Here is a 21,520-nt window from a genome sequence, read left to right as displayed (position 1 = left end):
TCTTTGTCTGGTCCTAGCAGGAAAGTGGGAGGTAAGGGCGAATATGTACAGGGCAGATTTCAAACATAGCACCTGCAGTGGGTGAAGAGGGAGGAAATAGTGTGAAGGTACGAATTGATGAGGATCTGTGCACTGGTTGCGGGCTCTGCGAAGATACTTGTCCCGAGGTATTTGAACTGGACTTGGATGAAGATGTGGCGAAGGTCATCGTTGATGAGGTTCCCGAGGAGTACGAGCAGGATTGCCAAGATGCCGCAGAGAGCTGTCCTGTAGGGTGCATCGAGGTTATTGACTAAAGAGGAAAGGGCACTTTTTGGTGCCCTTTCGAAGAATAGGTGCAACAGTCTTTCCTGTGATGACCTCTAGGGTGTCTCTCCGTTGTTTTAAGCCCACCAGTCTTTTGCCGCTCGTTGCTTCAGACCATCAAAGAAGGCTCTATTGTCAATCTGCTTCCGATTTGTTTTCGCTTCCCTTGTCAATGGACGGTTCTTCCGGCTGAGACCAATCCACAAGCCAGGGTTTGCGCCGGCGAAACGGCATTTTGAATTTGTTTTCTAGAACCCCGCGTTTTTCCAAACTGATCATGCAGGCCCGTACGCAGCCGCGGCCACCACAGACTGCTTGACCGGTGTTATACAGATTATTGGGTTTCTTGTAGAAGGGTGAGATGGGACTGGGTATGGTACCTTCTTTCCATGTTTCTATATACCTACCGTCTCCCTTCATCCCGCCCCGGAAAGCTAGATCGCAGGCAGCGCAGTCTAGCTCTCCCCACTCTACCATGTTGCCAGCCAGTTCGACCTTTACGGTCTTTGTGGCACTGATGGCAGAACCGGGACACTCCCGGACACAGGCCATGCAGCGATTGCAAAGCTGTGGTCCCTGGTAGATGGGATCTGGTTCTAGCTCTGCCTCGGTGAGGACCACACCCAGGCGTTGCCGGGGACCGAATTGTGGTGTCAGAAAGACCTTGCTGTACCCGATTTCGCCCAATCCAGCCAAGTACGCGGCGATGCGCAAATGGATCATCACATCGGGATGGGCTCGGCCTGGGGCCACAGGACGACTGAAGTTTCGTTTGAGATTTCCTACGTTGTCGATGGCCTGCCAGTCGCTTTGATGTCCGATGGGAATCGCTTCATAGCCGTGGTCCTCGATGAAACGACTTAAGTTGATCACCGTGAGGGGCATGTACAGATAGGTGATCCCGCCATAACCCATGGAAGAATAATTGCTAAAGAAGGTTCCCTCTTCAATTCCCCGTAGGCTACCGCGCATGACGCGAAAAGCCATCACGATTACAGAACGGGCCTCGGGCATGATCTGTTTGGGATCCATTTGCAGAGGCGCTCCCTCGAAGCGTTCGATGGGTGCGATCCCCACTAAGTCTGCACCGAAGCTTTTGGCACGTTTCTTTACTTCTTCGGCTGTGAGCATTCTTGTCATCCTTTCTTCTATCCTTTTCAATAACCTTCCATCTTTACCAACACCTGCTCCAATACCTGGGGACAAAAGCCACAGGTGTGACAATTATGTCCGCAGGTTGTTGTCCGCTGAAACCAATCCTCAGGGAATCGCTTGTTGTCCAGGATGTAAGGGGCAAAGGCAGGCGAGAAGCCGGGTTCTAGTAGGTCGAGTAAGTTTCCGTAATACTGTCCTTCTAGGTATGCTTCGATGACTGCCCTGGGTTGGGCATGCATGCGAGTTGCTAGTTTAACTACGGGAAACAACTCCTCGTATTGATGTAGGTCTTCGGGCCTGATCCAACTGCCTTGTAACACAGCAGACCACTTGCTAGGATCTTGGAAATTGTGCCAGCACACATGGGGCGTCCATCCGGCGATGTTTCGCATTTCATCGATTTCTCGCTCATGGGCCACCATGTTGTCATGGAAAGTCTGACCAGGACAAGTGTATAAGCAACCGCTGTTGGCTAAAAGATAGAGTTTCTTTTCCTTTTCATCGGCCCAGTTCTTAAGCTGCTTAAGCCGGGCAAAATCCCGGTTGTACTCCCGCTGCACATAGTAGCCATCGAAATACTCCGCAACGTATTGCATAGCCTGGATTGTGCCCAGACGCATGTTAACCGAGGCCCGAACCTCAATCTCGGGGAATTCGTTCTTGATGATGTAGGCAATGGCCAGGGATGTGGTGGTAACCGTCTCCACTCCGCCCACTATTTTGTCCAGATGCTCCAAAATAGAGATTACTTCGTGGGCCAAGTATTCGCTCACCGCCAAGCCACCGTAACAATTAGCGTTGAAGAGTAGGTCCAGCCGTACCCCCAGGTTTCGTAGGGCACGCAAGTCACTTTCTAGGCGGGCCTAGGCCTCCCAATTGGTATAACCCCGGCGGATGTTCAAGGATGCCCGCCCCGAGGCCTGGTTGATCCAAGGGAAGTAGACCTCGTAGATTCGGTGATGATGCTCCTTGACGATGTCGACGATGGAGTCTTCTTCCCCTTCCGGCAGCTGGTATCCCACCATCAGTTTCATTTTTCACCCACCCTATATTTCTAGGCATTGTTCTGTACTTCCAGGTGCTTTCCCTGTAAATCCATCCCTGGGAGGGTTTCCCTTACACACCAATTCGAGGCAAACCTTCATTATCTATGATAGACCTTTCCCCCGGGCAAATCCATTCACATTTCACACCCTATTTGTCTTTTTTGACGATGAAAACGTACAGCTATGAAAAACTGCCGCAGTAGATGTATACTAAATAATAGAAGTATTAGGGAGGTCGGGGCAGCATGAACGAGGCACAAAGCAGGGACTTTGATTTGACCGTTACGCAGATCCGTTATGTAATTCACAGGGAAACCAAACCTTCCTGGAACCTAGACTCCGGTAGAAATGATTACTTCATTATGGCCTACTGCTTAACAGGCGATGCTACCTACGAATTCAAGCAAGAAAGGCACCGTATCAAGAAGGGGGACCTTTTGTTTTTGCCCAAGTATTTCCCCCGGAAGGCCAGCACCATTCCCCACGCTCCTTGGACCTTTTACTCTGTTGCCTTTGAACTTCAGTTTCTTTCTAAGGGCAGTGAGGAATCTTTGTTGGCCTGCCCCAACAGTGCCAGCTTTCCCGAACTGTTTACCCACTTTGCTCAGTTGTACCGTAGCTGGTCGGAAAAGCGCCCGGGCTATCTGACCCAGTGCCGCGGCATCCTTTTGGATGTGCTCTATCGTCTGTATGTCCGAAGCCAGAGGTTTTCCCTTCCCTACAAGAAGGAAATAGACAAGTGTCTTCAGCTGATTCACGCCAATTATCAGCATACTTACAGTTCTTCGGAACTAGCTGATCTCGTGGGGGTTAGCTCCTCCTATTTTCGCTACCTGTTCAAGCAAAGCACCGGCATGTCTCCGTTGCAATACCAGAACCGAGTTAGGATCGATAAGGCTAAAGATCTGTTGCTCAGTGGGGAGTGCAATGTCACCGAAGCGGCGGAAGCAGTTGGATTTGGTAACATATATTACTTTAGTCGCCTTTTCAAAAAGCTTACGGGTTTGTCTCCATCCCAATACGCTAGGGCGAGGCAGGGGGATTTTCATGCCCCACCAGGGTCATCCCTGACGCCGTAGGTTGCGTGGGGCTTCGGTTTTATCCAGAATGCCCTCAGCATATTGTCGAGTTTTTGTTGTGGCAATCGTCCACAGGGGTGTTTCCCCTAGGACGAAAGGGGACAGAAAATGGTTGTGACCTCAGTTAATGGATAATATCACACTTATCGCTTGCACAGTATTAGCCATTACTAAGGAATAAAGGATTGGGAAAATTACCAAGATGGTCCTCGGGCAGGGATCCCTAGATTGACGTCGAACATTATACTTCCCAGTCTGTATAAATATTGTCCATAAGTTGTCCACAGACTGTGTAAAATTTGTGGATAACTTCGTGGATAACTTCTGAAGCCTAACGGTGCTGGCGGTTTAGTGATTGGAGTTTTCCACAGGGTATTGTGAAAGGGAAGAACAGATGCAGATTGAGATTCGCGGTGTAGAGAAGCTGAGCTTTCGCGAGCGACAGGTGGTCGCGCTGAAAGAAATGGGTTATTCCAACGATGAGGTGGCCCAAAGATTGGGGATAAGTAAGGGATCTGTAGCCACTTTGTATAACCGGGCGAAGGTGAAGGGTTATCAAGTAGTGATTGTGCTCGCGGGGGATCCCTTGGGGATCTTGGGCGATGTACCGGAGGAGGATCCGTCCAAGGAAGATTGATGTGTGGAAAGGGAGAAAACTGCCCATACTAATCAAGTAATCCTGACACATAGGTGTAGAGGAGAGGTTAGTATGGGCCGAACGGCTGCGCTGACGTCCCACGATGTCTTGGCGTCGGAAGTTGAGACGTGTCTGCGGGAAATGGTCCACTCCGAAAGTGAGACGATGACTCGGTTGACTACTCACCTTTTAAATTCCGGCAAACGGCTTCGCCCGAGGTTGGTTTTGTTATGTGCCGAACTATTCTATCCGCCGGACCGGGCCGCGGTGGAGGTGGCGGCCAGTGTAGAGTTGATCCACATGGCGTCCCTAATCCATGACGATGTCATTGACCAGGCGGAAACGCGCCGGGATCGCCCCAGCGTCAATGCGCTGTGGGGCAACCACTTGGCGGTATTGGCCGGAGACTTCCTCTTCAGCCGGGCCTATCAGCTCCTTACTAGACATGTGGTCTACGGTGTGGTTCCTGTGGTTACCGGAGCTGTGGCGGACATGTGTATCGGTGAGATGGAACAGGCTGCCAGTTTATATGACGTGAATCAGACCGAGGAGATGTATTATCGTAGGATTTTTGGTAAAACGGCTTCGCTGATTAAGGCGGCATGTAAGGTGGGGGCCTTGGTGGGCCAGGGCCCTGAGTCCTTGGTGGAGACCGTGGCCCGTTTTGGCGAGGAGCTTGGCTATGCCTTTCAGATCCTTGACGACATAAACGATTTCATCCCCCAGGCCGGTACAGGTAAACCCGTGGGTTTGGACCTGATCCAAGGCATCATCACGTTGCCCATGATCCTACTTCTTCAGGATGCTTCCGTCGGGGATCATCTCAGAAAGACGATCTCTCAGGGCGATCTAGACGAAACTACCTGGGAGGAAGCCTGTAGGCTACTCCGGGAGACTGGTGCGCTGGCTAAGGCCAAAGGCAGAGCTTACAGGCATGTGGCTATGGCCAAAAGAGCCCTACAGCCCTTACCCGATTCACCGGCGAAGAGGAACCTGTTAGCGATGGCTGATCAACTACTGGCGCGGAGTTGGTAGTCGATGATCCGCAGGATGATTCTGATTCTTGTAATAGTCCTTGTCTTGGTGTACCTGGGAACTCGACCACCGAAGCCTTTGGATGCATCTCCCCATATCATTGTCGATAAGGCTCGAAACCGACTCTATTACTTCAACCAAGGTCAATTGCTTCATGAGTTCCCTGTGGCTACGGGTAGTTCCGCAAACCTTACCCCCGAAGGGAGTTTTGTAATCGCAGAGAAAGTGGTTATTGGCGAGGAAGACAGCATCTTCGGCTCCCATTGGCTGGGCCTTGCCTTGCCCGACGGTACCGATACCCAATATGGGATCCACGGGACCAACGAGCCCTCCACCATTGGCACCTTTGCCTCTAAGGGCTGTGTTAGAATGTACAATCATCATGTGGAGTTCCTGTACAATCTCGTAGATGTTGGTACCGCCGTTGAGATTTACCGGGGTCCCTTCTACACCGTCCGGCTGTGGCTGGCAAGGCGGAAAGGGAGTGAAGGCGGTGCAACGATTGCTCCTCTTTACCCCCTACTATCTCAATAGATACATCCAGTATGTAATGCCCCGGGTAAGGGCAGAACTGGAGGGTTGGCTTCAGACCCTGACCCACTGCCCGGCTCAAGAGTTGGCCCACCAGGCGCGACAGAGTATCGCTTTGAAAGAATTCCATTGCCTCGGCGGAGCGGCCTACACCTTGGGGTTATCTTCCGACGAGGAACCGTTACTACGGGCCATCGTCTCCCTACAGACAATTAGTGATTACCTGGACAATCTCTGTGACCGGATGGGTTTCGGGGACGAACAGGCCTTTCGAAATCTGCACCAGGCGATGCTGGACGCGGTGGGGGAGACCGGTAATAACAGCGATTACTACCAACTCTATCCTTACAAAGACGATGGTGGCTACTTACGGGATCTGGCGGAAACATGTCTTTCATCCCTGAGGGAGTTGCCCGGCTTTCCCTCGGTCCAGCCCTACCTCAGTGTACTAACCCGCCGGTATATCGACCTCCAGGCCTATAAACACATGGACCACAACCGGGAGGGGGCCTTGATTCGATGGTTCAAGGCCTATCAGCCTAGGTTTCCCCACTTGGCTTGGTGGGAATTCGCCGCGGCTTGCGGTTCCACCTTAGCGGTCTTTGCCCTGTTGCGGGCCGCGGCCCAGGGTGAGGTGGACGCAGCGTATGCCCAGCGGTTAACCAACAGTTATTTCCCCTGGATTTGTGGCCTCCATATCCTCCTGGATTATTTTATCGACTTGGAGGAGGACCGGCAGCACCGAGATCTAAATCTGGTTTCCTATTACAGTTCTTTAGAGGTGCTCACTGTTCGACTCAGTTGGTTTGCAAAGAATAGTATCGAGGCGGCCTTGGGGCTGCCCGAAGCCCAGTTTCACCTGTTGATCGTCCGGGGTCTTTTGGCCATGTACCTGTCGGATCCCAAGGTGGATGCCCAGGGTTTCGGTGAGATCAGGGATACCCTTCTGTCCTGTGGGGGACGAGTTAGCGGCTGGATGTATCGAGTCTGTTGCCTTTTGCGGCGGTCCGGTCTACTGTGATTTCGGTGTGCGCAGAGTTTGACCGTACTTCGCGAAAGCTGTACAATAGGACTAATGGACGGAGTAATTCTCGATTTGCTGGCGGACTACGGAGGGTCACAGATGAAACATGCCTTAGCATACGCGGTATTGACAGGGCTGGCCATTGGATTCCTGGTTCTTGCCTTCGTCCAGCAGCAAGATTTTTTGCACAGGATACATAACCTCGAAGAACAGCTGAACCGCCTTGTCAAGACCACGGAGACCCTGAAGGAAGAAAACCGGGTCTTGAAGAGTGAGTTGGAGGCCATGGGTCTGGTGCCCATGACCCTCTACTTTATTCGCCCTACCCCCACCGACTTCCTATTGGAACCGGTGGTAAGACAAGTTCCCAAGGCCCAGTGTACCCCCCAGTATGCGGTGGAGGAGCTTCTCAGAGGGCCTGAACCCAGTGGGGATCTGCTGCGGGTGATGCCCGAAGGCACCAAACTTCGACGTTTATACATTGAAGGTAATACGGCCTTTGTGGATCTGAGTAGAGAAATGGTAGAAAACTTTCACGGCGGTGCCCGCCTGGAGCAGATGATGTTGATGGCCCTTGTGAACACCCTCACGGAGTTTGCACAGATCCAGCGGGTCCAACTGTTGGTGGAGGGGAACATTGTGGAGACCATCGGGGGACACATGGCTGTCTACCAGCCCTTGCGCCGGGATGAGAATATCATTTTAAGATGACGGTAGTTGTTCAGGAGGATGTTTAGATGGATGCTACAAAGAAGCAAGAAGCACAGATAGTTGAATGTATTCGGCAGGCCTTAGCGACCCTGGGACTGTCCACCGAAGAGGTGGCGATTAACCTGGAGGTCCCCGCGGATAAACAGTTCGGAGACTACGCCACCAATGTGGCCATGACCCTGGCCCGGACCGCCAAGATGGTGCCGCGGCAGTTGGCGGAGCGCATCTGTGGAGAGATTAATATAGAAGGAACCAATATTCGGCGGGTGGAAGTGGCCGGTCCAGGCTTCATCAATTTCTACTTGAAGCCCAGTTGGTTACACCAAGTGTTGAGGGATATTCTCTTCGCTGGCCCGACCTATGGCAACAGCAACATCGGAGCCAACCAGCGGGTTTTGTTAGAGTTTGTCAGTGCCAACCCCACCGGACCCATGAATGTGGTTAATGCCCGCGCTGCGGCGGTGGGTGATTGCTTAGCTAACATCATGGCTAAGGCCGGCTATGAGGTTGCCCGGGAGTATTACGTTAACGATGCGGGTAACCAAGCGGATCGTTTTGCCCTGTCTTTGGAGGTTCGTTTTCGTCAGCTTTTGGGGGAGGACATCCCCTTCATTGAAGATGGATATCCGGGTGAGTATGTGATCGAGCTGGCTAAGCAGATTAGGGATGAGCATCCTGAGCTTGTGGAGATGGAGGCAGAGGACCGCATCGCCTGGTTCAAGATCCACGGTGTAGATTACATGGTGGAGGCCCAGAAACAGGATCTGTCGGACTTTGGTGTCGATTTCGACCGTTGGTTCCGGGAAAGGGATCTCCATACCGCCGGAAAGGTGAGCGCCGTGATCGAGGAGTTGGAGAAACGGGGGGTGACCTATAGAGAGGAAGGTGCCCTTTGGTTCCGGTCCACCGATTTCGGTGATGACAAGGACCGGGTGGTTGTGCGGGCCGACGGGACACCTACCTACCTGGCGGCAGACATTGCCTATCATCTGGATAAGTTCCATCGGGGTTACACCCGCCTGATTGATATCTGGGGCCCCGATCACCATGGCTATATTGCCCGGACCAAGGCGGCCGTGCAGGCTTTGGGTTACGCTGAGGAGGACTTGGAGATCATTATCCTCCAGCTGGTGCGGCTGATGCGAGGCGGAGAGCAGGTGCGGATGTCAAAGCGGGCCGGGGAGTTTGTGACCATGCAGGAACTACTGGAGGAAGTGGGCAAGGATGCGGCCCGGTATTTCTTCATCATGCGCAGTCCCACCAGTCACCTGGACTTTGATCTGGACCTGGCGAAGGAACAGAGCCAGAATAACCCCGTGTATTACGTCCAGTATGCCCATGCCCGGATCTGCAGTATTCTGCGAGAGGCTACCCAGTTGCCCGACGGGGATTTGGCCATGGAGGAGGATGCCCTGTCCACCGAATATGAGGTGGAGCTTATGAAGAAACTAGCCCAGTACCCGGTGGAGATCGAGATGGCGGCAGAGCGAAGGGAACCCCATCGTCTGCCACGATACGCCCACGAGGTTGCGGCGTTGTTTCATAGTTTTTACACCCATTGCCGAGTCTTGGGTGACCCCCAGGAACAGCCCCGACTCCTATTGGTGATGGCAGTTAAAGAGGTCCTGGCTAACGCCCTTGGGGTGATGGGGATCTCGGCACCGACCTCAATGTAGTGAAGGGAGCTTGTCATGTTTGGACCATCGCTTAAAATAGCCGGGGCGATCTTCAAGGAAGGTCTGAAACTGATCTATGAATACATCGGGACCGTGATCTTGATCAGTATTCTGTGGTTCACCATTGGTTTCGCCCCAATGATTTTTGTCACCGTTACTGGCCTAGGTCGGATCCCCTTGGTGTTCATTCTGGCTATTTTGGCCACCTTCTTTACCCTGGGACCGTCCACCGCCGGGGTTCATGAGACCCTGGCCCTGATCTTGAACCGGGAGCTTTTTAGCTTTACCGATTTCTTCAGCGGTTTTCGGAAACACTACTGGCGGTCCGTGGGATTGATGACACTGAACATCGTGGTCTGGGGGATCCTAATCTTAAACATGTACTTCTATCTCACCATGTTTAAGGCCCCGGTGCTGGTGATTATCGCCACGGTGAGCTTGACTTTTTACATGCTGGTGTTTTGGGCGCTGATGAACGTCTGGTTCTTCCCGTTGCTGGTGCAAAGGCCTAGGAAGGTGACGGCTATTCTGAAACAGGCAGCTTTGCTCGCCTTGGATAATCTTGTGGTTAGCTGGATGATTACTCTGATGTCGGTGCTGGTCTTGGTGGTCAGCTTCTTTTTGCGGGTGGGTCTTGTCTTGTTTCTCATTGGCGGGATCGCCACCTTTCAAGACCTTGGTTTCTTAAAGATTCTGGACCGGTACAAGGCGATGGAAGAGGCTAAAGAAGCCCAAAAGAAGAACGAACTCCTATCCCAGAATAAGGAAGACAAGGGCAAGGAAGAATAACTTCCTTGCCCTTGTTTAGGTAAAGGGTAAACTGATATAATTGCACAGGGCATATGCTTGTCTTGCTCCAAAAGCTACTGGCAAACTGTGGGAGGAGCACTAATGGCTAAGTATATTTTTGTGACTGGCGGTGTGGTTTCCAGTTTAGGTAAGGGACTTACGGTGGCGTCCCTGGGGAAACTGTTGGAAAGCCGTGGAATTAGGGTCAACGTCTTAAAGCTTGATCCCTACATCAACGTGGACCCCGGGACCATGAGTCCTTTTCAACATGGCGAAGTGTTTGTTACCGAAGATGGTGCGGAAAGCGATTTAGATTTGGGGCACTATGAGCGGTTCATGGACAAGAACTTGACCCGGCACTCCAACGTCACCACGGGTCGGATCTATTGGTCGATTATAAACAAAGAACGTAACGGAGAGTTTCTAGGGAAGACTGTCCAAGTCATCCCCCACGTTACCAACGAGATCAAAAGCCGGATCACCGCTTTGGCCACCGATGATGTGGACGTGGTCATCGTGGAGATCGGAGGAACCGTTGGGGACATCGAAAGCTTGCCCTTCTTAGAGTCTATCCGACAGATGAAAAACGACGTGGGTAGGGACTCCTGTCTTTACATCCATGTTACCTTGTTGCCGTATTTGGAATCAGCCCAGGAACTAAAAACTAAGCCTACCCAACACAGTGTGAAGGAACTGCGTAGTATCGGAATTCAACCCGATATCATTGTCTGCCGGTCGGAGCATGTGATTAATCAGGACGTTAAAGAAAAGATCGCTCTGTTTTGTGATATCCCCGTGGAAGGGGTAATTTCCAATCCTAACGTCCGTAGTATCTATGAAGTTCCCTTGATCTTTAGGGAACAGGGGCTTGATACTCTGGTGGTGAAGTTACTGGGCTTACCCGCAGGCGAAAGCGATATGAGCGATTGGATCAAGATTGTGGAGGACATCAACAATCCCGAGGGCACCATTAAGGTAGGACTGGTTGGGAAATACGTTTCACTACCCGATGCCTACCTTAGTGTGGTGGAGTCCCTGCGCCATGCGGGGATTGCCTATAAACGCGATGTGGAGATCGAATGGATCAATGCCGAGTCCGTGACCCGACAGACCGCGGAAGAGCTTTTGGGCGGTCTTGATGCCATTATTGTCCCTTCGGGGTTTGGCTGCCGGGGTGTAGAAGGGAAGATCGAGGCGGTCCGCTATGCCCGGATCAACAAAGTGCCTTTCTTGGGCATTTGCCTGGGCATGCATTGTGCTGTGGTGGAGTTTGCCCGGAATGTGTGCAATCTGTCCGATGCCAATAGCTCTGAATATGATCAGAATACGAAGCACCCGGTGGTGGACAAGTCCCCCGACCAAAGGAATGTGCAACAGCTAGGAGGCACCATGTGCTTGGGCAATTGGCCCATTGATTTGACACCGGGCTCCCTGGCTATGAAGGCCTACGGCACCCCGCAGATTAGGGAGCGACATCGCTACCGGCAGCAGGTCAATTGGCAGTACAAGGACTTACTGGAACAGCACGGCATGTCGGTGACGGGCGTGGCCGCGGATGAGGAGCTTATCGAGATTGTGGAGTTGAAGGAACATCCCTGGTTTGTGGCCTGTCAGTTCCACCCGGAGTTTAAGTCTAGGCCCAATCGACCCCATCCACTCTTTAAGGGTCTTTTAGAGGCGGCCCTGAAGAAGCGTGGTGAAGGCTAAGGGGTTATCATTTTGGGATTTTTGGGGAATATTATATCACCGAAGCGGGTTTTCCCAGTATACTGATCTTGGGGACAGGAGACTTTCGACCTTTGTCGCCTGGGGTGAACCTGGTACATGTTTCTAGGTTTTACTGCAGTGTGAGGTGAAGTGGCCCTGTAGCGCGTTTTTTCGTTGACCTTTAGCGCTATTGGCCGGTTGGAAGCCCAATCTGATATCTGCTATAATAGTCATACCGGAAGTGAGGAGACCGGGTAAATCGAACCGAGGGGTGAGGGCAGATGATCAGGATGAAGGTCAAAGTAGTGGGAGTTGACCAAAGGTCGATGTTACCGGTTGTAGTGATCACTGACACCCAAGAGCGGGGTTTCATTCCCATCGTCATTGGACCGGCTGAGGCCAACGCGATCACAATCCAATTGGAAGGAATCCAACCCCCAAGACCGATTACTCATGACCTGATAGCATCGATGCTCGAAGCTTTAGGTGCAAAGATCGTCAAGGTGGTCATCACCGATCTGCGTGATGAGACCTATTATGCTAGAATATACATTGAGACAGACAAGGGTCAAATCGATGTTGATGCACGGCCAAGCGATGCGATCGCCTTGGCGTTGAGGACTGATTGTCCAATCTATATTTCTGAGCAAGTGGCAGCTAAAGCGATGGTTAATAATAAACCCATCGATGAAGAGGAAATCGAGCAATTTAAGCAGATGCTCGATAATCTAACTCCCGAGGATTTCCGAAAGAATCTGCTGTAAGAAGTCATATCCTCAAGACGGTGGAAAACCAGGCCAAAAGAGGCCTGGTTTTTCATCATTAGCCTTCCTTTCATCATCCCGTCAGAAAAGGAGTCATACCAGTATTGTAAGGTGGCCCACGTTGGGCTTCTGGGTTGACAGTGGCGGCGGGCAGGTGCACAATACAAATAGAAGCTTCATGGGCGGGTTAGAGCATAGCTGTTGTTACATACTACGTTTTGGGTGAGCACTTCCTGGGATGCAGCTTGTGGTCAGTGAAGTCCTTGATGAGGTCGTTGTTCCTTGTTTCAGGGTCCTTCTGCCGAGGGGAACGGGAGGGGGCGGTGTGGAACATGAAGTTTTGGGACTGGCTGTGGCTTTTGCTCTTTGCCCTTGACGAGGAGCGGGAACAGAAGGACAGGGAGAGGGAAAGGGAAAAGGAGAATATTACTGCCCTAGTGGACGAATGCCTGCAGACGACCCTGGGGTGGTTATCCCACGATTATTTTGAAGCCTTTTTGGCTCCCTTCGTCAATGTCAAAATATCCTTTCATCAGGGCGATAATGTCGGGTATGATCGGCAAGGGTTTACATTTACCCCGGATCAGGCGCACCGATATCGGTTTGCCTATGAACGCACCCTTGAGGCCCTTCGACTGGAAGAAACAAGCTTCTTCTTTGATTATCGTTTTGAACAGACGCATCTGGATGTGAGTGGTGATTACGCCACTGTGGAAGGGACCCTAACCCTGAATATCTTCGGGCGGAAATTGGGGACCTTGCTCACGGTGATAGCTGTGACTTTTGATCTAGAAAAGTGGGATCACGAGTGGAAGATCCGGAACATCGAATTGACACTGGAAAGTAGGGAAGAGGCCGAAAAGCTGTTTCGGCTGCTTTGCCGGCAGGAATTCCTCGATCTTTTCGACGAGTACGCGTTTCGGCTACGGCTGTTGAGGGGCAAAAGTGGCCAGGAGAGCCCGGGAAGAGAATGATTCTTCCTAGGCAGAACAGAACCTTAGGACCTCCCTGTGATTGAGACCAAAAACAGGCCTTGATTTCCCTCCCCCGTTCTGCTATTGTCTAGTCAGGCACCTTTCTACGGGGCAGAGTTGAGCAAGTACGGCCTCACAGGAATCCTTTTCTGACGTCCTCTTCAGCCCGTTGTTTCCGCTTGTGTGTACCCTTGGTTTTAACCAATAATCTCTAAGGTCTTGTTCCACAGGCATAGGTTGTGCTTCGTTGCCGGATCTTAAGCTCTCCTGGTGCACGATCTTCCCGAGAAGTATAAATCTCGTCTAATCGGTGGATAATGGAGGTGAGAAGACTAAGAAGGGTGATCTCCGGTGGGAAAAGCTTGTGGCGTGTCTGTGCTCACACTCATTATCAGTTGTTGTTCGGTTTACACCCATGCTTGGTATCCCCAAGAGTTGTGCTATGAGTTTAGCGACCCAAGTCGGGTTATCGATTGGACATTGGTGAGCAGAGTAGTACAGGGGCAGATTGCTTGGGTTGATGCCGCCGCTGGTCGCATTGGTCTGGCGGCTGACGGTGAGTTGCTGGTGGCAAACCTAGCTCCCCAGGCACAGATCTTCCATAACGGGCGGAGGGTCAGTTTGGAGGCAATCGCACCGGTGCGGGGTGGGTTTAACCAATGGGGGCTAGTCTGTTTTGATTTCCTAGGCTCCATTATCTATGTCGAAGGGATTTACCCCTTTTTTACGGTTGAGGTGAAGTTCTTCGACGAGAAGTCGGGAACCGTAGGTATCGCTTTGGCTCAACAGCCGACAGTAACCGCGGAGCTGACTTTGTCGATGGGGCTGGTCAATGACCCGTTGAAAAGTGTGCCCGTTGAAACAGTGGTGGATGTGTTCCTGAACTGGCACGGGGAGATCTGTTGGATTTCCGAGTGGAATTGACTTTTTGGCTGTCCTACGGGAGTAGTGTCTATGAAGAACAAGAAGGCTGGTATTACTTGCATATCAATTTGGGAGCCAATAGAGGAATTTTTTCGGGGACGGCGAAGAATTATAAAGATAGCACACAGCCTCCGCCCGATGAAGACTCCCGGTCTCAAAATGTCGTCCCTGTTTTCGAAATCATGACACGCCAAGCGATGCAACAAAGTGTTAGGTGACAAGGGTTTTGTGCGTTTATTCTGATCAGCCTATCTGTGCCGGTTGGGCCTTCCCCTCCGACGGGTCTAGATATTGTCGACCAATAACCGATTTTCGCATGAACATCTTAGGGTAAAGGCAGGCTTCTAAAAAGAAAACGTGGTCGAGTTTTGCACATTGTTAGTGCGGTGGCTGCGTTGCCGAGAGCATTCATATGATATCTTGAAAGGATGGTAATGGTGGGACTTGTTACAGTTGGAGAATTGGTAAAGGATGCGCAACTAAGAGGATATGCAGTGGGGGCCTTCAACCTGAATAACCTAGAGATCTTGCAGGCGATTATTCAGGCTGCCGAAGAAGAAAAGGCTCCGGTGATTCTACAGGCCAGCCAAGGGGGCCTGAAGTACGCCGGTTTGGAATATATTGTCGCGATGGCCGAGACTGCAGCCCGCCAGGTCAGTGTTCCTGTGGCTTTGAACCTTGACCATGGAACTAGTTTCGAGCAGGCGGTGAAGTGTATCAGGGCGGGATTCTCCGCGGTGATGATCGACGGGTCCCACCTATCCTTCGAAGAGAACATCGCCCTGACGAAGAAGGTTGTCGAGGTTGCACATCCTTCGGGGGTTTCGGTGGAAGGTGAGCTTGGACGTATTGGCGGTACAGAAGACGATATCTCGGTAAGTGAAAAGGATGTGGCCTACACCGATCCGGACCAGGCCGCAGAGTTCGTGGAGAAAACAGGTGTGGATGCGCTGGCGGTGGCTATCGGTACGGCCCACGGAGTCTATAAAGGCGAGCCGAAACTGGATTTTGAAAGACTGGCGGAAATCAGAGCCCGTGTGGATGTTCCCCTGGTTTTGCACGGTGCCTCCGGTGTTTCCGATGAGAGCATCCAAAGGGCAGTACAAAGCGGAATTACAAAGATTAACATTGACACCGAATTGCGGCAGGCTTTTAGCCACACTTTGAAGGAATTCCTCCGGGATAACCCCGATGAGATTGATCCGCGGAAGCTTCTCGGACCCAGCAGAGACAGCATGCGCGAAGTGGTGCGTGCCAAGATGAGATTGTTCGGTTGTAGTGGGAAGGCTTAGAATAGCGAAAAGGAGGGACGCTCTGTTTACCCGAGAGGGATAAACAGTATATGTCTATGAATGTAGCGGAGTTGGCGGCGAAGACCAACGAGGAACTTTATCAGATTGCGAAGGACCTCGGGGTCCAAGGATACCGCAAGTTGCGAAAACGCAAACTGATCTTTGAGATATTGAGGGCGGAAACGGAGAATGAAGGTCTGATCTTTAAAGACGGGATCTTAGAGATCCTACCCGATGGCTACGGTTTTCTGAGGGTCCATGATATGGCTCCGTCTTCCGACGATGTCTACGTATCTCCATCCCAGATCCGCAGATTTAACCTGCGGACTGGTGATGTGGTTTTGGGGCAAGTGCGCGAGCCTAAGGAGGGTGAACGTTACTACGCCCTGCTAAAAGTGTTGGCGGTTAATTTACATGATCCCGAGGCATCAGTACATCGTCCGAATTTTGACGATCTGATTCCCATCTACCCCGACGAACGGATTAGGTTGGAGTCGGATCCCGAAGACATTGCCATGCGGCTCATGGATATCATTGCGCCGATCGGCAAGGGACAACGGGGTCTGATTGTGGCGCCCCCGAAGGCTGGTAAAACTACGATCCTGAAAAAGATCGCCAATAGTGTATCGACGAATCATCCTGAGGTTGAATTAATGGTTTTGTTGATTGACGAACGTCCCGAAGAGGTTACCGACATGGAACGTTCGGTGGACGGAGAGGTGATTAGCTCCACCTTCGATGAGCCCCCGGAGAACCACGTACGGGTGGCCGATCTAGCCCTAGAAAGGGCCAAACGCATGGTGGAGGATGGGCAGGATGTGATGATCCTATTGGATTCGATCACCCGTTTAGCACGGGCCCACAACCTGGTGGTACCACCCAGTGGGCGTACCTTGTCCGGAGGAGTAGACCCGGCTGCTTTACATCGGCCGAAACGCTTCTTCGGGGCAGCCCGCAACTTTGATGGTGGTGGTAGTCTTACCATTTTGGCTACGGCGTTGATTGAGACTGGCAGCCGGATGGATGAGGTCATTTACGAGGAGTTTAAGGGAACTGGTAATATGGAACTCCATCTGGACCGGAAACTAGCTGAACAACGGATCTTCCCGGCCATTGATATCTACAAATCCGGTACCCGGAAGGAAGAGCTGCTGCTAAATAACCAAGAATTGCAAATGATGTGGATTTTGAGGAAGGCCTTAAGTTCTCTCGGGACTGCCGAGACAACGGACCTGCTTATTGAGCGGTTGACCATGACAAGAACCAATGCGGAATTTGCCGACATGATTATTAACACAGCCTTTGCCGAAAACTCCCGCTTCTAGAGAGTCGGCTGTCCCTTCGTTTGTTTTCTGGGTAAAATCGCAAGAGGACTGAAGCGAAATACCTTTAGGGGCGAACTGGCTCATTGCCAAGGACTTTGGTCTTTGATCCAGATTTGCAACGTGGATTGGGTAGTTCGTTGCCATCCCCTCATTGCGTGTGCTATAATGTAGTGGATTTTCAGGAAGATAGGTTTGACTATTAGAAGAGCGAGGTGAAAACTGTGAAAAAGGGTATTCACCCCCCGGTCTACAAGACCACTGTGACTTGCGCTTGCGGCGAAAGCTTTGAGACTTTGTCTACGAAGGAAAACCTTCGGGTGGAGATTTGCTCCAAGTGTCACCCGTTCTATACAGGTCAACGGCAACGCGTTACCACCAGAGACGGGCGTGTGGAACGGTTCCGAAGGAAGTATGGACTTAGCGAGGAGTAACGGATTATCCGGATAATGCGTTCTTTTCTCAATAAGAGGGAAGAGCGCATTTTTTAGGAGTCTAGATTGGTGAAGGTTGTAATTGGAGACCTAGTGATTGACACTCCGGTCTTTTTGGCACCGATGGCCGGAGTCACCGATAGCCCCTTTCGCCAAATCGCAGTGGAAATGGGGGCTGGTCTGGTATTTACGGAAATGGTCAGTGCCGAAGCGGTGGTTTACGGCAGTGAGAAAACCATGGAACTGGCCAGGTTTTCCGAAATGGAACGCCCGATTGGTATCCAATTGTTTGGTCGCCGTCCGGAGAGTCTTGCCGGTGCCGCCCAGCAGCTGATGACTCTAAAGCCAGACTTGATCGACATAAACATGGGTTGTCCCGTACCCAAGGTGGTACGTAACGGTGCCGGTGCGGCTTTGATGCGAGATTTGTCCATGGCCTACGAGGCCATCCGCGCAGTGGTTGAAGCTGTAGCTGTGCCGGTGACCGTCAAAATTCGGAAGGGCTGGAGCGAAGATGAATGCACAGCCCCGGATCTAGCGCAAGTGGCCCAGGAGGCGGGGGCATCAGCTGTTACTGTCCATGGGCGGACCCGAGATCAATTCTACCAAGGAACCGCAGATTGGACCGTGATTGGTCAGGTTAAGGAACGGGTTTCTATTCCTGTGATTGGCAATGGTGACATCCTTTCTCCCTTCGATGTGGTGGAAATGATGTCGCAGACTAAGTGCGACGCAGTTATGATCGGGCGCGCCGCCCGAGGGAATCCATGGATCTTCAAGCAGTGTGTCCAGCTCCTGGCCACGGGCCACCCAGGCCCGGAACCTTCTTTGGAGGAGCGATTAGCGCTGGCACTGCGACAGTTGGAAATGACTGCTGATTTGAAGGGTGAACATATCGCCGTTCTACAAATGCGCAAGCATATCAGTTGGTATTTGAGAGGATTGCCAGCATCTGCCCAAGTCCGACAGTTGGTCAATGGAGCCAGGACGCTCGCCGAGTATCGGAAGATCTTGGACGATTATCGGTGTTCGTTGCGGAAGAAGGATCTCCTTATGCGGAGTGATCAGGATGGGAGAAAGATTTGAGCCGATCCGAATCGGTGACAAGTTAATCAGCTACCAAAAGATTTCTTCCGTAGTCAAGCAGATCTTGGAACACCGGGCAAAGGGCATGTCCCAGCAGGAAGTGGCCAATATTGTTGGTGTGGATCGGACCTTTGTTTCCCGGTTGGAAAGCATCGGGGAAATCCGCAAGGGGAAGAAACTTGCTCTCATTGGGTTTCCCATCGCGAACAAAGACGAGATTACCCGAGTGGCCCGGGAGCAGGGTTTCGACTATGTTTTGGTCCTTACCAACAATGAACGCTGGGATTTTGTTCAAGAGCTCAGCGGCGCCACCCTCTTCAACCGGATTCTGGAGCTTATCAGTAGTTTGCAGAAGTATGACAGTGTGATCTTCATGGCGTCCGATATGCGCATCGAGATGGCCCAGAGTATCCTGGGTAGTCAGGTCATTGGTATTGAATTAGGTAGCTCCCCCTTGGAAGCTGATCAATATGTCTCTCCTGATATAGTAGTTCAACTTGCCTCTGCCTTACGTGCTTAGTCACAAGTAGGCTAGCCGAATGTACAGTTGACACCTAGGAGCTTTGCTACTATAATAAATCACATCTATTTCAGGGAAGGAGACTCGGGGTAGCGATGGCTGAAAAGCAAGTTCCCTTGACTCGGGAAGGTTTGCAGAAGCTAGAAGCGGAGTTAGATTACTTGATCAGAGTCAGGCGCCGCGAGGTGGCGGAACGGATCAAAGAGGCCTTGGGGTTCGGTGATATAAGCGAAAATTCGGAATATGACGATGCGAAGAACGAGCAGGCCCAAGTGGAGGCCCGCATCGCAAAAATTCGGTCTATTCTAAGGAATGCCGTTCTAATCGATGACGACGATGATGACGGCGACACTACCCAAGTGAGAGTAGGGTCCACGGTGGTGGTGAAGGAACTGGGCAGTGGAAAAGAGTGGACCTACAAGGTAGTGGGTTCCGCCGAAGCGGATCCTTCGAATCGGAGAATTTCCAACGAATCCCCCGTGGGCCGAGCTTTACTAGGAAAGACTATTGGAGACCAGGTGGCGGTAACAGTGCCAGCTGGTGTTTTAAATTTGGAGATCATAGATGTTTATAAGTAAACAAGTAGGTTTGTTGGTTGTGGAGGTGTGTTTTGGTGACTAATGGGCTGCCGCCAGAGGAGACCATGGCGGCCGAGGAGTTGAACGATCAGATCCAAGCCCGTCTTGCCAAGAAGGAGGCACTAGAGGCGGCAGGGATTGATCCCTTTGGCACAAGCTTTGCTCAGACCCACCATGCCAAGGAGATCATCGAGCATTTCGACGAGTTGGAAGGCCAGAAGGTAAGGGTTGCTGGTCGCATCATGGCCATCCGGGGACATGGTAAGGTTGGTTTTCTGGATTGCCAGGATGTCACCGGTCGCATTCAGCTTTATGTGAAGGCTGACTCGGTTGCTGAAAAGGATTTCTTTATTTATCAGCATTTGGATCGAGGGGACTTCGTTGGAGCCTATGGTGAAGTCTTTCGTACCAAGCGTGGGGAAATCAGCGTTAGGGTCGAGGAACTCACTTTTCTTTCCAAGGCCGTTCGTCCACTGCCCGACAAGTGGCATGGACTGCAGGATGTAGAACTAAGGTATCGGCACCGATACCTGGATCTTATTGCGAACTCCCAGGTAAGGGATACATTTATTACCCGTACCAAGATCATCAATGCCATTCGTCAGTTCTTGACTTCCCGGGGTTTCCTGGAAGTGGAAACGCCGATCTTAAACGCCATTGCTGGGGGCGCCAATGCCAGGCCCTTCATTACTCATCACAATGCGCTGGATATGGAGTTGTATCTGCGCATCGCACCGGAATTGTTCCTCAAACGACTCATTGTTGGCGGTTTGGAGAAAGTCTTCGAGCTAGGGAAGAACTTTAGGAATGAAGGTATCTCCACCAAGCACAATCCAGAGTACACTATGGTAGAGGTCTACCAGGCCTACATCGACTATGAGGAAATGATGTCCCTCACCGAGGAACTGATCAGTTACGTCACCCAACAAGTAAAGGGAAGCAATCGGTTTGAGTTCCAGGGACAAGTTATTGATGTTACTCCGCCCTGGCCCCGGTTGCCAATGCTGGAGGCTATTAAGCAGTATACCGGCGTGGATCTTTCTGGAGACTTGACTCCTGAGCAGATCGAGGAATACCGTCGAACTCTGAAGCTCGACGATACAGTGCGTACCAAGGCCCAACTAATTAACGAGGCCTTTGATGAATATGTGGAGCCCCATCTTACGGGACCAATTTTCATTGTGGACTATCCGGTGGAGATTTCGCCCTTGGCCAAGCGGAAAGCTAGTGACCCCACCCTGACGGACCGTTTTGAACCATATATAGTGGGATGGGAGATTGCTAACGGCTTTTCCGAGCTCAACGATCCCTTTGATCAGAAACAACGTTTTCTGCAGCAAGCGGCGGAACGGGCCTCGGGTGACCAGGAAGCCCACATGATGGACGAGGAATACATCTTTGCCTTGGAACACGGCATGCCACCCACCGCTGGATTGGGTATAGGTATTGACCGGTTGGTTATGCTACTTACTGATTCGCCCTCGATTCGGGACGTGATCTTCTTCCCGCTGATGCGGCCTCGCGGCTAAGAGTAATTTGGCGAAAGACGAAGAAAATTAGCGTTTGTAAAAGAAATCGATGGGTAATGTGCTGCCTTTCCTGCTAACAAGTATTGCAGGGACACTGCGTTTGTGCTACATTACTAATCCCAACGGGCTTGTCCCGGCGGGAGAAAAAAAGTAGAGTGCCGTTGACAGAAAGCTGGCGACGTGATATACTCTACTTTGCCCGTGGGGTTCAAACCTTACGGGTTTGGAACCTTGAAAACTAAACAGTATACGAAAAGCGAGAAGCCTTGAGATTTAAGTTTGCAGGATTTACTCGAAGTTGGAGCTAAAGTGCTAAGGCACTTTAGGATAGATTTTAACGGAGAGTTTGATCCTGGCTCAGGACGAACGCTGGCGGCGTGCCTAATACATGCAAGTCGAGC

The 21,520-nt window shown here is 51.6% G+C and carries 23 protein-coding genes and 1 rRNA gene; 21 read left to right on the top strand and 3 right to left on the bottom strand.

Going from position 1 to position 21,520, the window contains the following annotated elements:
• The first annotated feature begins 101 nt into the window (after positions 1–101).
• Entirely contained in the window at positions 102–296 is a 195-nt protein-coding gene (locus tag GXX57_03950; GenBank protein ID HHV43806.1) for a ferredoxin, read from the top strand.
• A 145-nt stretch (positions 297–441) separates the two neighbouring features.
• On the opposite strand, the gene GXX57_03945 is transcribed toward GXX57_03950, so the two are convergent.
• The 3 genes from GXX57_03945 to GXX57_03935 are packed head-to-tail and all read right to left on the bottom strand — an operon-like array spanning position 442 to position 2,495.
• Positions 442–1,446 carry an epoxyqueuosine reductase gene (locus GXX57_03945; GenBank protein HHV43805.1) on the bottom strand — a complete coding sequence of 335 codons (1,005 nt, stop codon included), beginning with the start codon at positions 1,444–1,446 and terminating at the stop codon, positions 442–444.
• A gap of 17 nt (positions 1,447–1,463) precedes the next feature.
• A complete protein-coding gene (locus GXX57_03940) occupies positions 1,464–2,306 on the bottom strand; it encodes a hypothetical protein (protein HHV43804.1) in 843 nt (280 codons plus the stop codon).
• Positions 2,307–2,324: 18 nt separating this feature from the next.
• On the bottom strand, positions 2,325–2,495 hold the full coding sequence (locus GXX57_03935) for a hypothetical protein (protein ID HHV43803.1): 171 nt from the start codon (positions 2,493–2,495) through the stop codon (positions 2,325–2,327).
• 257 nt (positions 2,496–2,752) lie between these two features.
• On the opposite strand from GXX57_03935, the gene GXX57_03930 reads away from it, so the two are divergent.
• From GXX57_03930 to GXX57_03835, 20 genes are all read left to right on the top strand, one after another.
• Positions 2,753–3,586 carry an AraC family transcriptional regulator gene (locus tag GXX57_03930; GenBank protein ID HHV43802.1) on the top strand — a complete coding sequence of 278 codons (834 nt, stop codon included), beginning with the start codon at positions 2,753–2,755 and terminating at the stop codon, positions 3,584–3,586.
• Positions 3,587–3,980: 394 nt separating this feature from the next.
• On the top strand, positions 3,981–4,223 hold the full coding sequence (locus tag GXX57_03925; protein ID HHV43801.1) for a sigma-70 family RNA polymerase sigma factor: 243 nt from the start codon (positions 3,981–3,983) through the stop codon (positions 4,221–4,223).
• 72 nt (positions 4,224–4,295) lie between these two features.
• A complete protein-coding gene (locus tag GXX57_03920) occupies positions 4,296–5,258 on the top strand; it encodes a polyprenyl synthetase family protein (protein ID HHV43800.1) in 963 nt (320 codons plus the stop codon).
• A 15-nt stretch (positions 5,259–5,273) separates the two neighbouring features.
• On the top strand, positions 5,274–5,792 hold the full coding sequence (locus GXX57_03915) for a L,D-transpeptidase (GenBank protein HHV43799.1): 519 nt from the start codon (positions 5,274–5,276) through the stop codon (positions 5,790–5,792).
• The gene (locus GXX57_03910) at positions 5,752–6,810 is read left to right on the top strand and encodes a tetraprenyl-beta-curcumene synthase family protein (GenBank protein ID HHV43798.1); all 1,059 of its coding nucleotides are present in this window, start codon (positions 5,752–5,754) and stop codon (positions 6,808–6,810) included. The genes GXX57_03915 and GXX57_03910 overlap by 41 nt, the downstream gene beginning before the upstream one ends.
• Positions 6,811–6,912: 102 nt before the next feature.
• The gene (locus tag GXX57_03905) at positions 6,913–7,524 is read left to right on the top strand and encodes a GerMN domain-containing protein (protein HHV43797.1); all 612 of its coding nucleotides are present in this window, start codon (positions 6,913–6,915) and stop codon (positions 7,522–7,524) included.
• 26 nt (positions 7,525–7,550) lie between these two features.
• The gene (locus tag GXX57_03900) at positions 7,551–9,200 is read left to right on the top strand and encodes an arginine--tRNA ligase (GenBank protein HHV43796.1); all 1,650 of its coding nucleotides are present in this window, start codon (positions 7,551–7,553) and stop codon (positions 9,198–9,200) included.
• Between the two features lie 15 nt (positions 9,201–9,215).
• Entirely contained in the window at positions 9,216–9,989 is a 774-nt protein-coding gene (locus GXX57_03895) for a DUF624 domain-containing protein (GenBank protein HHV43795.1), read from the top strand.
• 102 nt (positions 9,990–10,091) lie between these two features.
• The gene (locus GXX57_03890; protein ID HHV43794.1) at positions 10,092–11,696 is read left to right on the top strand and encodes a CTP synthase; all 1,605 of its coding nucleotides are present in this window, start codon (positions 10,092–10,094) and stop codon (positions 11,694–11,696) included.
• Between the two features lie 281 nt (positions 11,697–11,977).
• On the top strand, positions 11,978–12,460 hold the full coding sequence (locus GXX57_03885) for a bifunctional nuclease family protein (protein ID HHV43793.1): 483 nt from the start codon (positions 11,978–11,980) through the stop codon (positions 12,458–12,460).
• 332 nt (positions 12,461–12,792) lie between these two features.
• The gene (locus GXX57_03880; protein HHV43792.1) at positions 12,793–13,434 is read left to right on the top strand and encodes a hypothetical protein; all 642 of its coding nucleotides are present in this window, start codon (positions 12,793–12,795) and stop codon (positions 13,432–13,434) included.
• 351 nt (positions 13,435–13,785) lie between these two features.
• Complete coding sequence (locus GXX57_03875; GenBank protein ID HHV43791.1) at positions 13,786–14,358, top strand: hypothetical protein; 573 nt, start codon at positions 13,786–13,788, stop codon at positions 14,356–14,358.
• Positions 14,359–14,795: 437 nt separating this feature from the next.
• Positions 14,796–15,650, top strand: a complete 855-nt coding sequence (locus tag GXX57_03870) for a class II fructose-1,6-bisphosphate aldolase (GenBank protein HHV43790.1) — start codon at positions 14,796–14,798, stop codon at positions 15,648–15,650.
• 56 nt (positions 15,651–15,706) lie between these two features.
• Complete coding sequence (locus GXX57_03865) at positions 15,707–16,975, top strand: transcription termination factor Rho (GenBank protein HHV43789.1); 1,269 nt, start codon at positions 15,707–15,709, stop codon at positions 16,973–16,975.
• A 221-nt stretch (positions 16,976–17,196) separates the two neighbouring features.
• Positions 17,197–17,406 (top strand): 50S ribosomal protein L31, encoded by a 210-nt coding sequence (gene rpmE, locus GXX57_03860; protein HHV43788.1) that lies wholly within the window; start codon positions 17,197–17,199, stop codon positions 17,404–17,406.
• Positions 17,407–17,529: 123 nt separating this feature from the next.
• Positions 17,530–18,492: a tRNA dihydrouridine synthase DusB gene (dusB, locus tag GXX57_03855; protein ID HHV43787.1), complete on the top strand. Its 963-nt coding sequence runs from the start codon at positions 17,530–17,532 to the stop codon at positions 18,490–18,492.
• A complete protein-coding gene (locus GXX57_03850; GenBank protein ID HHV43786.1) occupies positions 18,476–19,012 on the top strand; it encodes a transcriptional regulator in 537 nt (178 codons plus the stop codon). The genes dusB and GXX57_03850 overlap by 17 nt, the downstream gene beginning before the upstream one ends.
• Positions 19,013–19,107: 95 nt before the next feature.
• Entirely contained in the window at positions 19,108–19,590 is a 483-nt protein-coding gene (greA, locus tag GXX57_03845; protein ID HHV43785.1) for a transcription elongation factor GreA, read from the top strand.
• 65 nt (positions 19,591–19,655) lie between these two features.
• On the top strand, positions 19,656–21,119 hold the full coding sequence (gene lysS / locus GXX57_03840) for a lysine--tRNA ligase (protein HHV43784.1): 1,464 nt from the start codon (positions 19,656–19,658) through the stop codon (positions 21,117–21,119).
• 333 nt (positions 21,120–21,452) lie between these two features.
• Positions 21,453–21,520, top strand: a 16S ribosomal RNA gene (locus GXX57_03835); the annotation flags it as partial.

The sequence above is a fragment of the Bacillota bacterium genome, assembly GCA_012839765.1.
Taxonomy (GTDB): Bacteria; Bacillota; Limnochordia; order DUMW01; family DUMW01; genus DUMW01.
The sequence above is the reverse complement of the archived record's forward strand: the minus strand, read 5'-3'. Positions and strand labels throughout refer to the sequence as shown.

What these genes read in the sequence shown, in the direction of transcription:
- GXX57_03945 (HHV43805.1), bottom strand. Translation starts at nt 1,446, where the DNA reads ATGACAAGAATGCTCACAGCCGAAGAAGTAAAGAAACGTGCCAAAAGC.
- GXX57_03935 (HHV43803.1), bottom strand. Translation starts at nt 2,495, where the DNA reads ATGAAACTGATGGTGGGATACCAGCTGCCGGAAGGGGAAGAAGACTCC.
- GXX57_03930 (HHV43802.1), top strand. Translation starts at nt 2,753, where the DNA reads ATGAACGAGGCACAAAGCAGGGACTTTGATTTGACCGTTACGCAGATC.
- GXX57_03925 (HHV43801.1), top strand. Translation starts at nt 3,981, where the DNA reads ATGCAGATTGAGATTCGCGGTGTAGAGAAGCTGAGCTTTCGCGAGCGA.
- GXX57_03920 (HHV43800.1), top strand. Translation starts at nt 4,296, where the DNA reads ATGGGCCGAACGGCTGCGCTGACGTCCCACGATGTCTTGGCGTCGGAA.
- GXX57_03915 (HHV43799.1), top strand. Translation starts at nt 5,274, where the DNA reads ATGATTCTGATTCTTGTAATAGTCCTTGTCTTGGTGTACCTGGGAACT.
- GXX57_03905 (HHV43797.1), top strand. Translation starts at nt 6,913, where the DNA reads ATGAAACATGCCTTAGCATACGCGGTATTGACAGGGCTGGCCATTGGA.
- GXX57_03900 (HHV43796.1), top strand. Translation starts at nt 7,551, where the DNA reads ATGGATGCTACAAAGAAGCAAGAAGCACAGATAGTTGAATGTATTCGG.
- GXX57_03895 (HHV43795.1), top strand. Translation starts at nt 9,216, where the DNA reads ATGTTTGGACCATCGCTTAAAATAGCCGGGGCGATCTTCAAGGAAGGT.
- GXX57_03890 (HHV43794.1), top strand. Translation starts at nt 10,092, where the DNA reads ATGGCTAAGTATATTTTTGTGACTGGCGGTGTGGTTTCCAGTTTAGGT.
- GXX57_03885 (HHV43793.1), top strand. Translation starts at nt 11,978, where the DNA reads ATGATCAGGATGAAGGTCAAAGTAGTGGGAGTTGACCAAAGGTCGATG.
- GXX57_03880 (HHV43792.1), top strand. Translation starts at nt 12,793, where the DNA reads ATGAAGTTTTGGGACTGGCTGTGGCTTTTGCTCTTTGCCCTTGACGAG.
- GXX57_03865 (HHV43789.1), top strand. Translation starts at nt 15,707, where the DNA reads ATGAATGTAGCGGAGTTGGCGGCGAAGACCAACGAGGAACTTTATCAG.
- dusB (HHV43787.1), top strand. Translation starts at nt 17,530, where the DNA reads ATGGCCGGAGTCACCGATAGCCCCTTTCGCCAAATCGCAGTGGAAATG.
- GXX57_03850 (HHV43786.1), top strand. Translation starts at nt 18,476, where the DNA reads ATGGGAGAAAGATTTGAGCCGATCCGAATCGGTGACAAGTTAATCAGC.
- greA (HHV43785.1), top strand. Translation starts at nt 19,108, where the DNA reads ATGGCTGAAAAGCAAGTTCCCTTGACTCGGGAAGGTTTGCAGAAGCTA.
- lysS (HHV43784.1), top strand. Translation starts at nt 19,656, where the DNA reads ATGGCGGCCGAGGAGTTGAACGATCAGATCCAAGCCCGTCTTGCCAAG.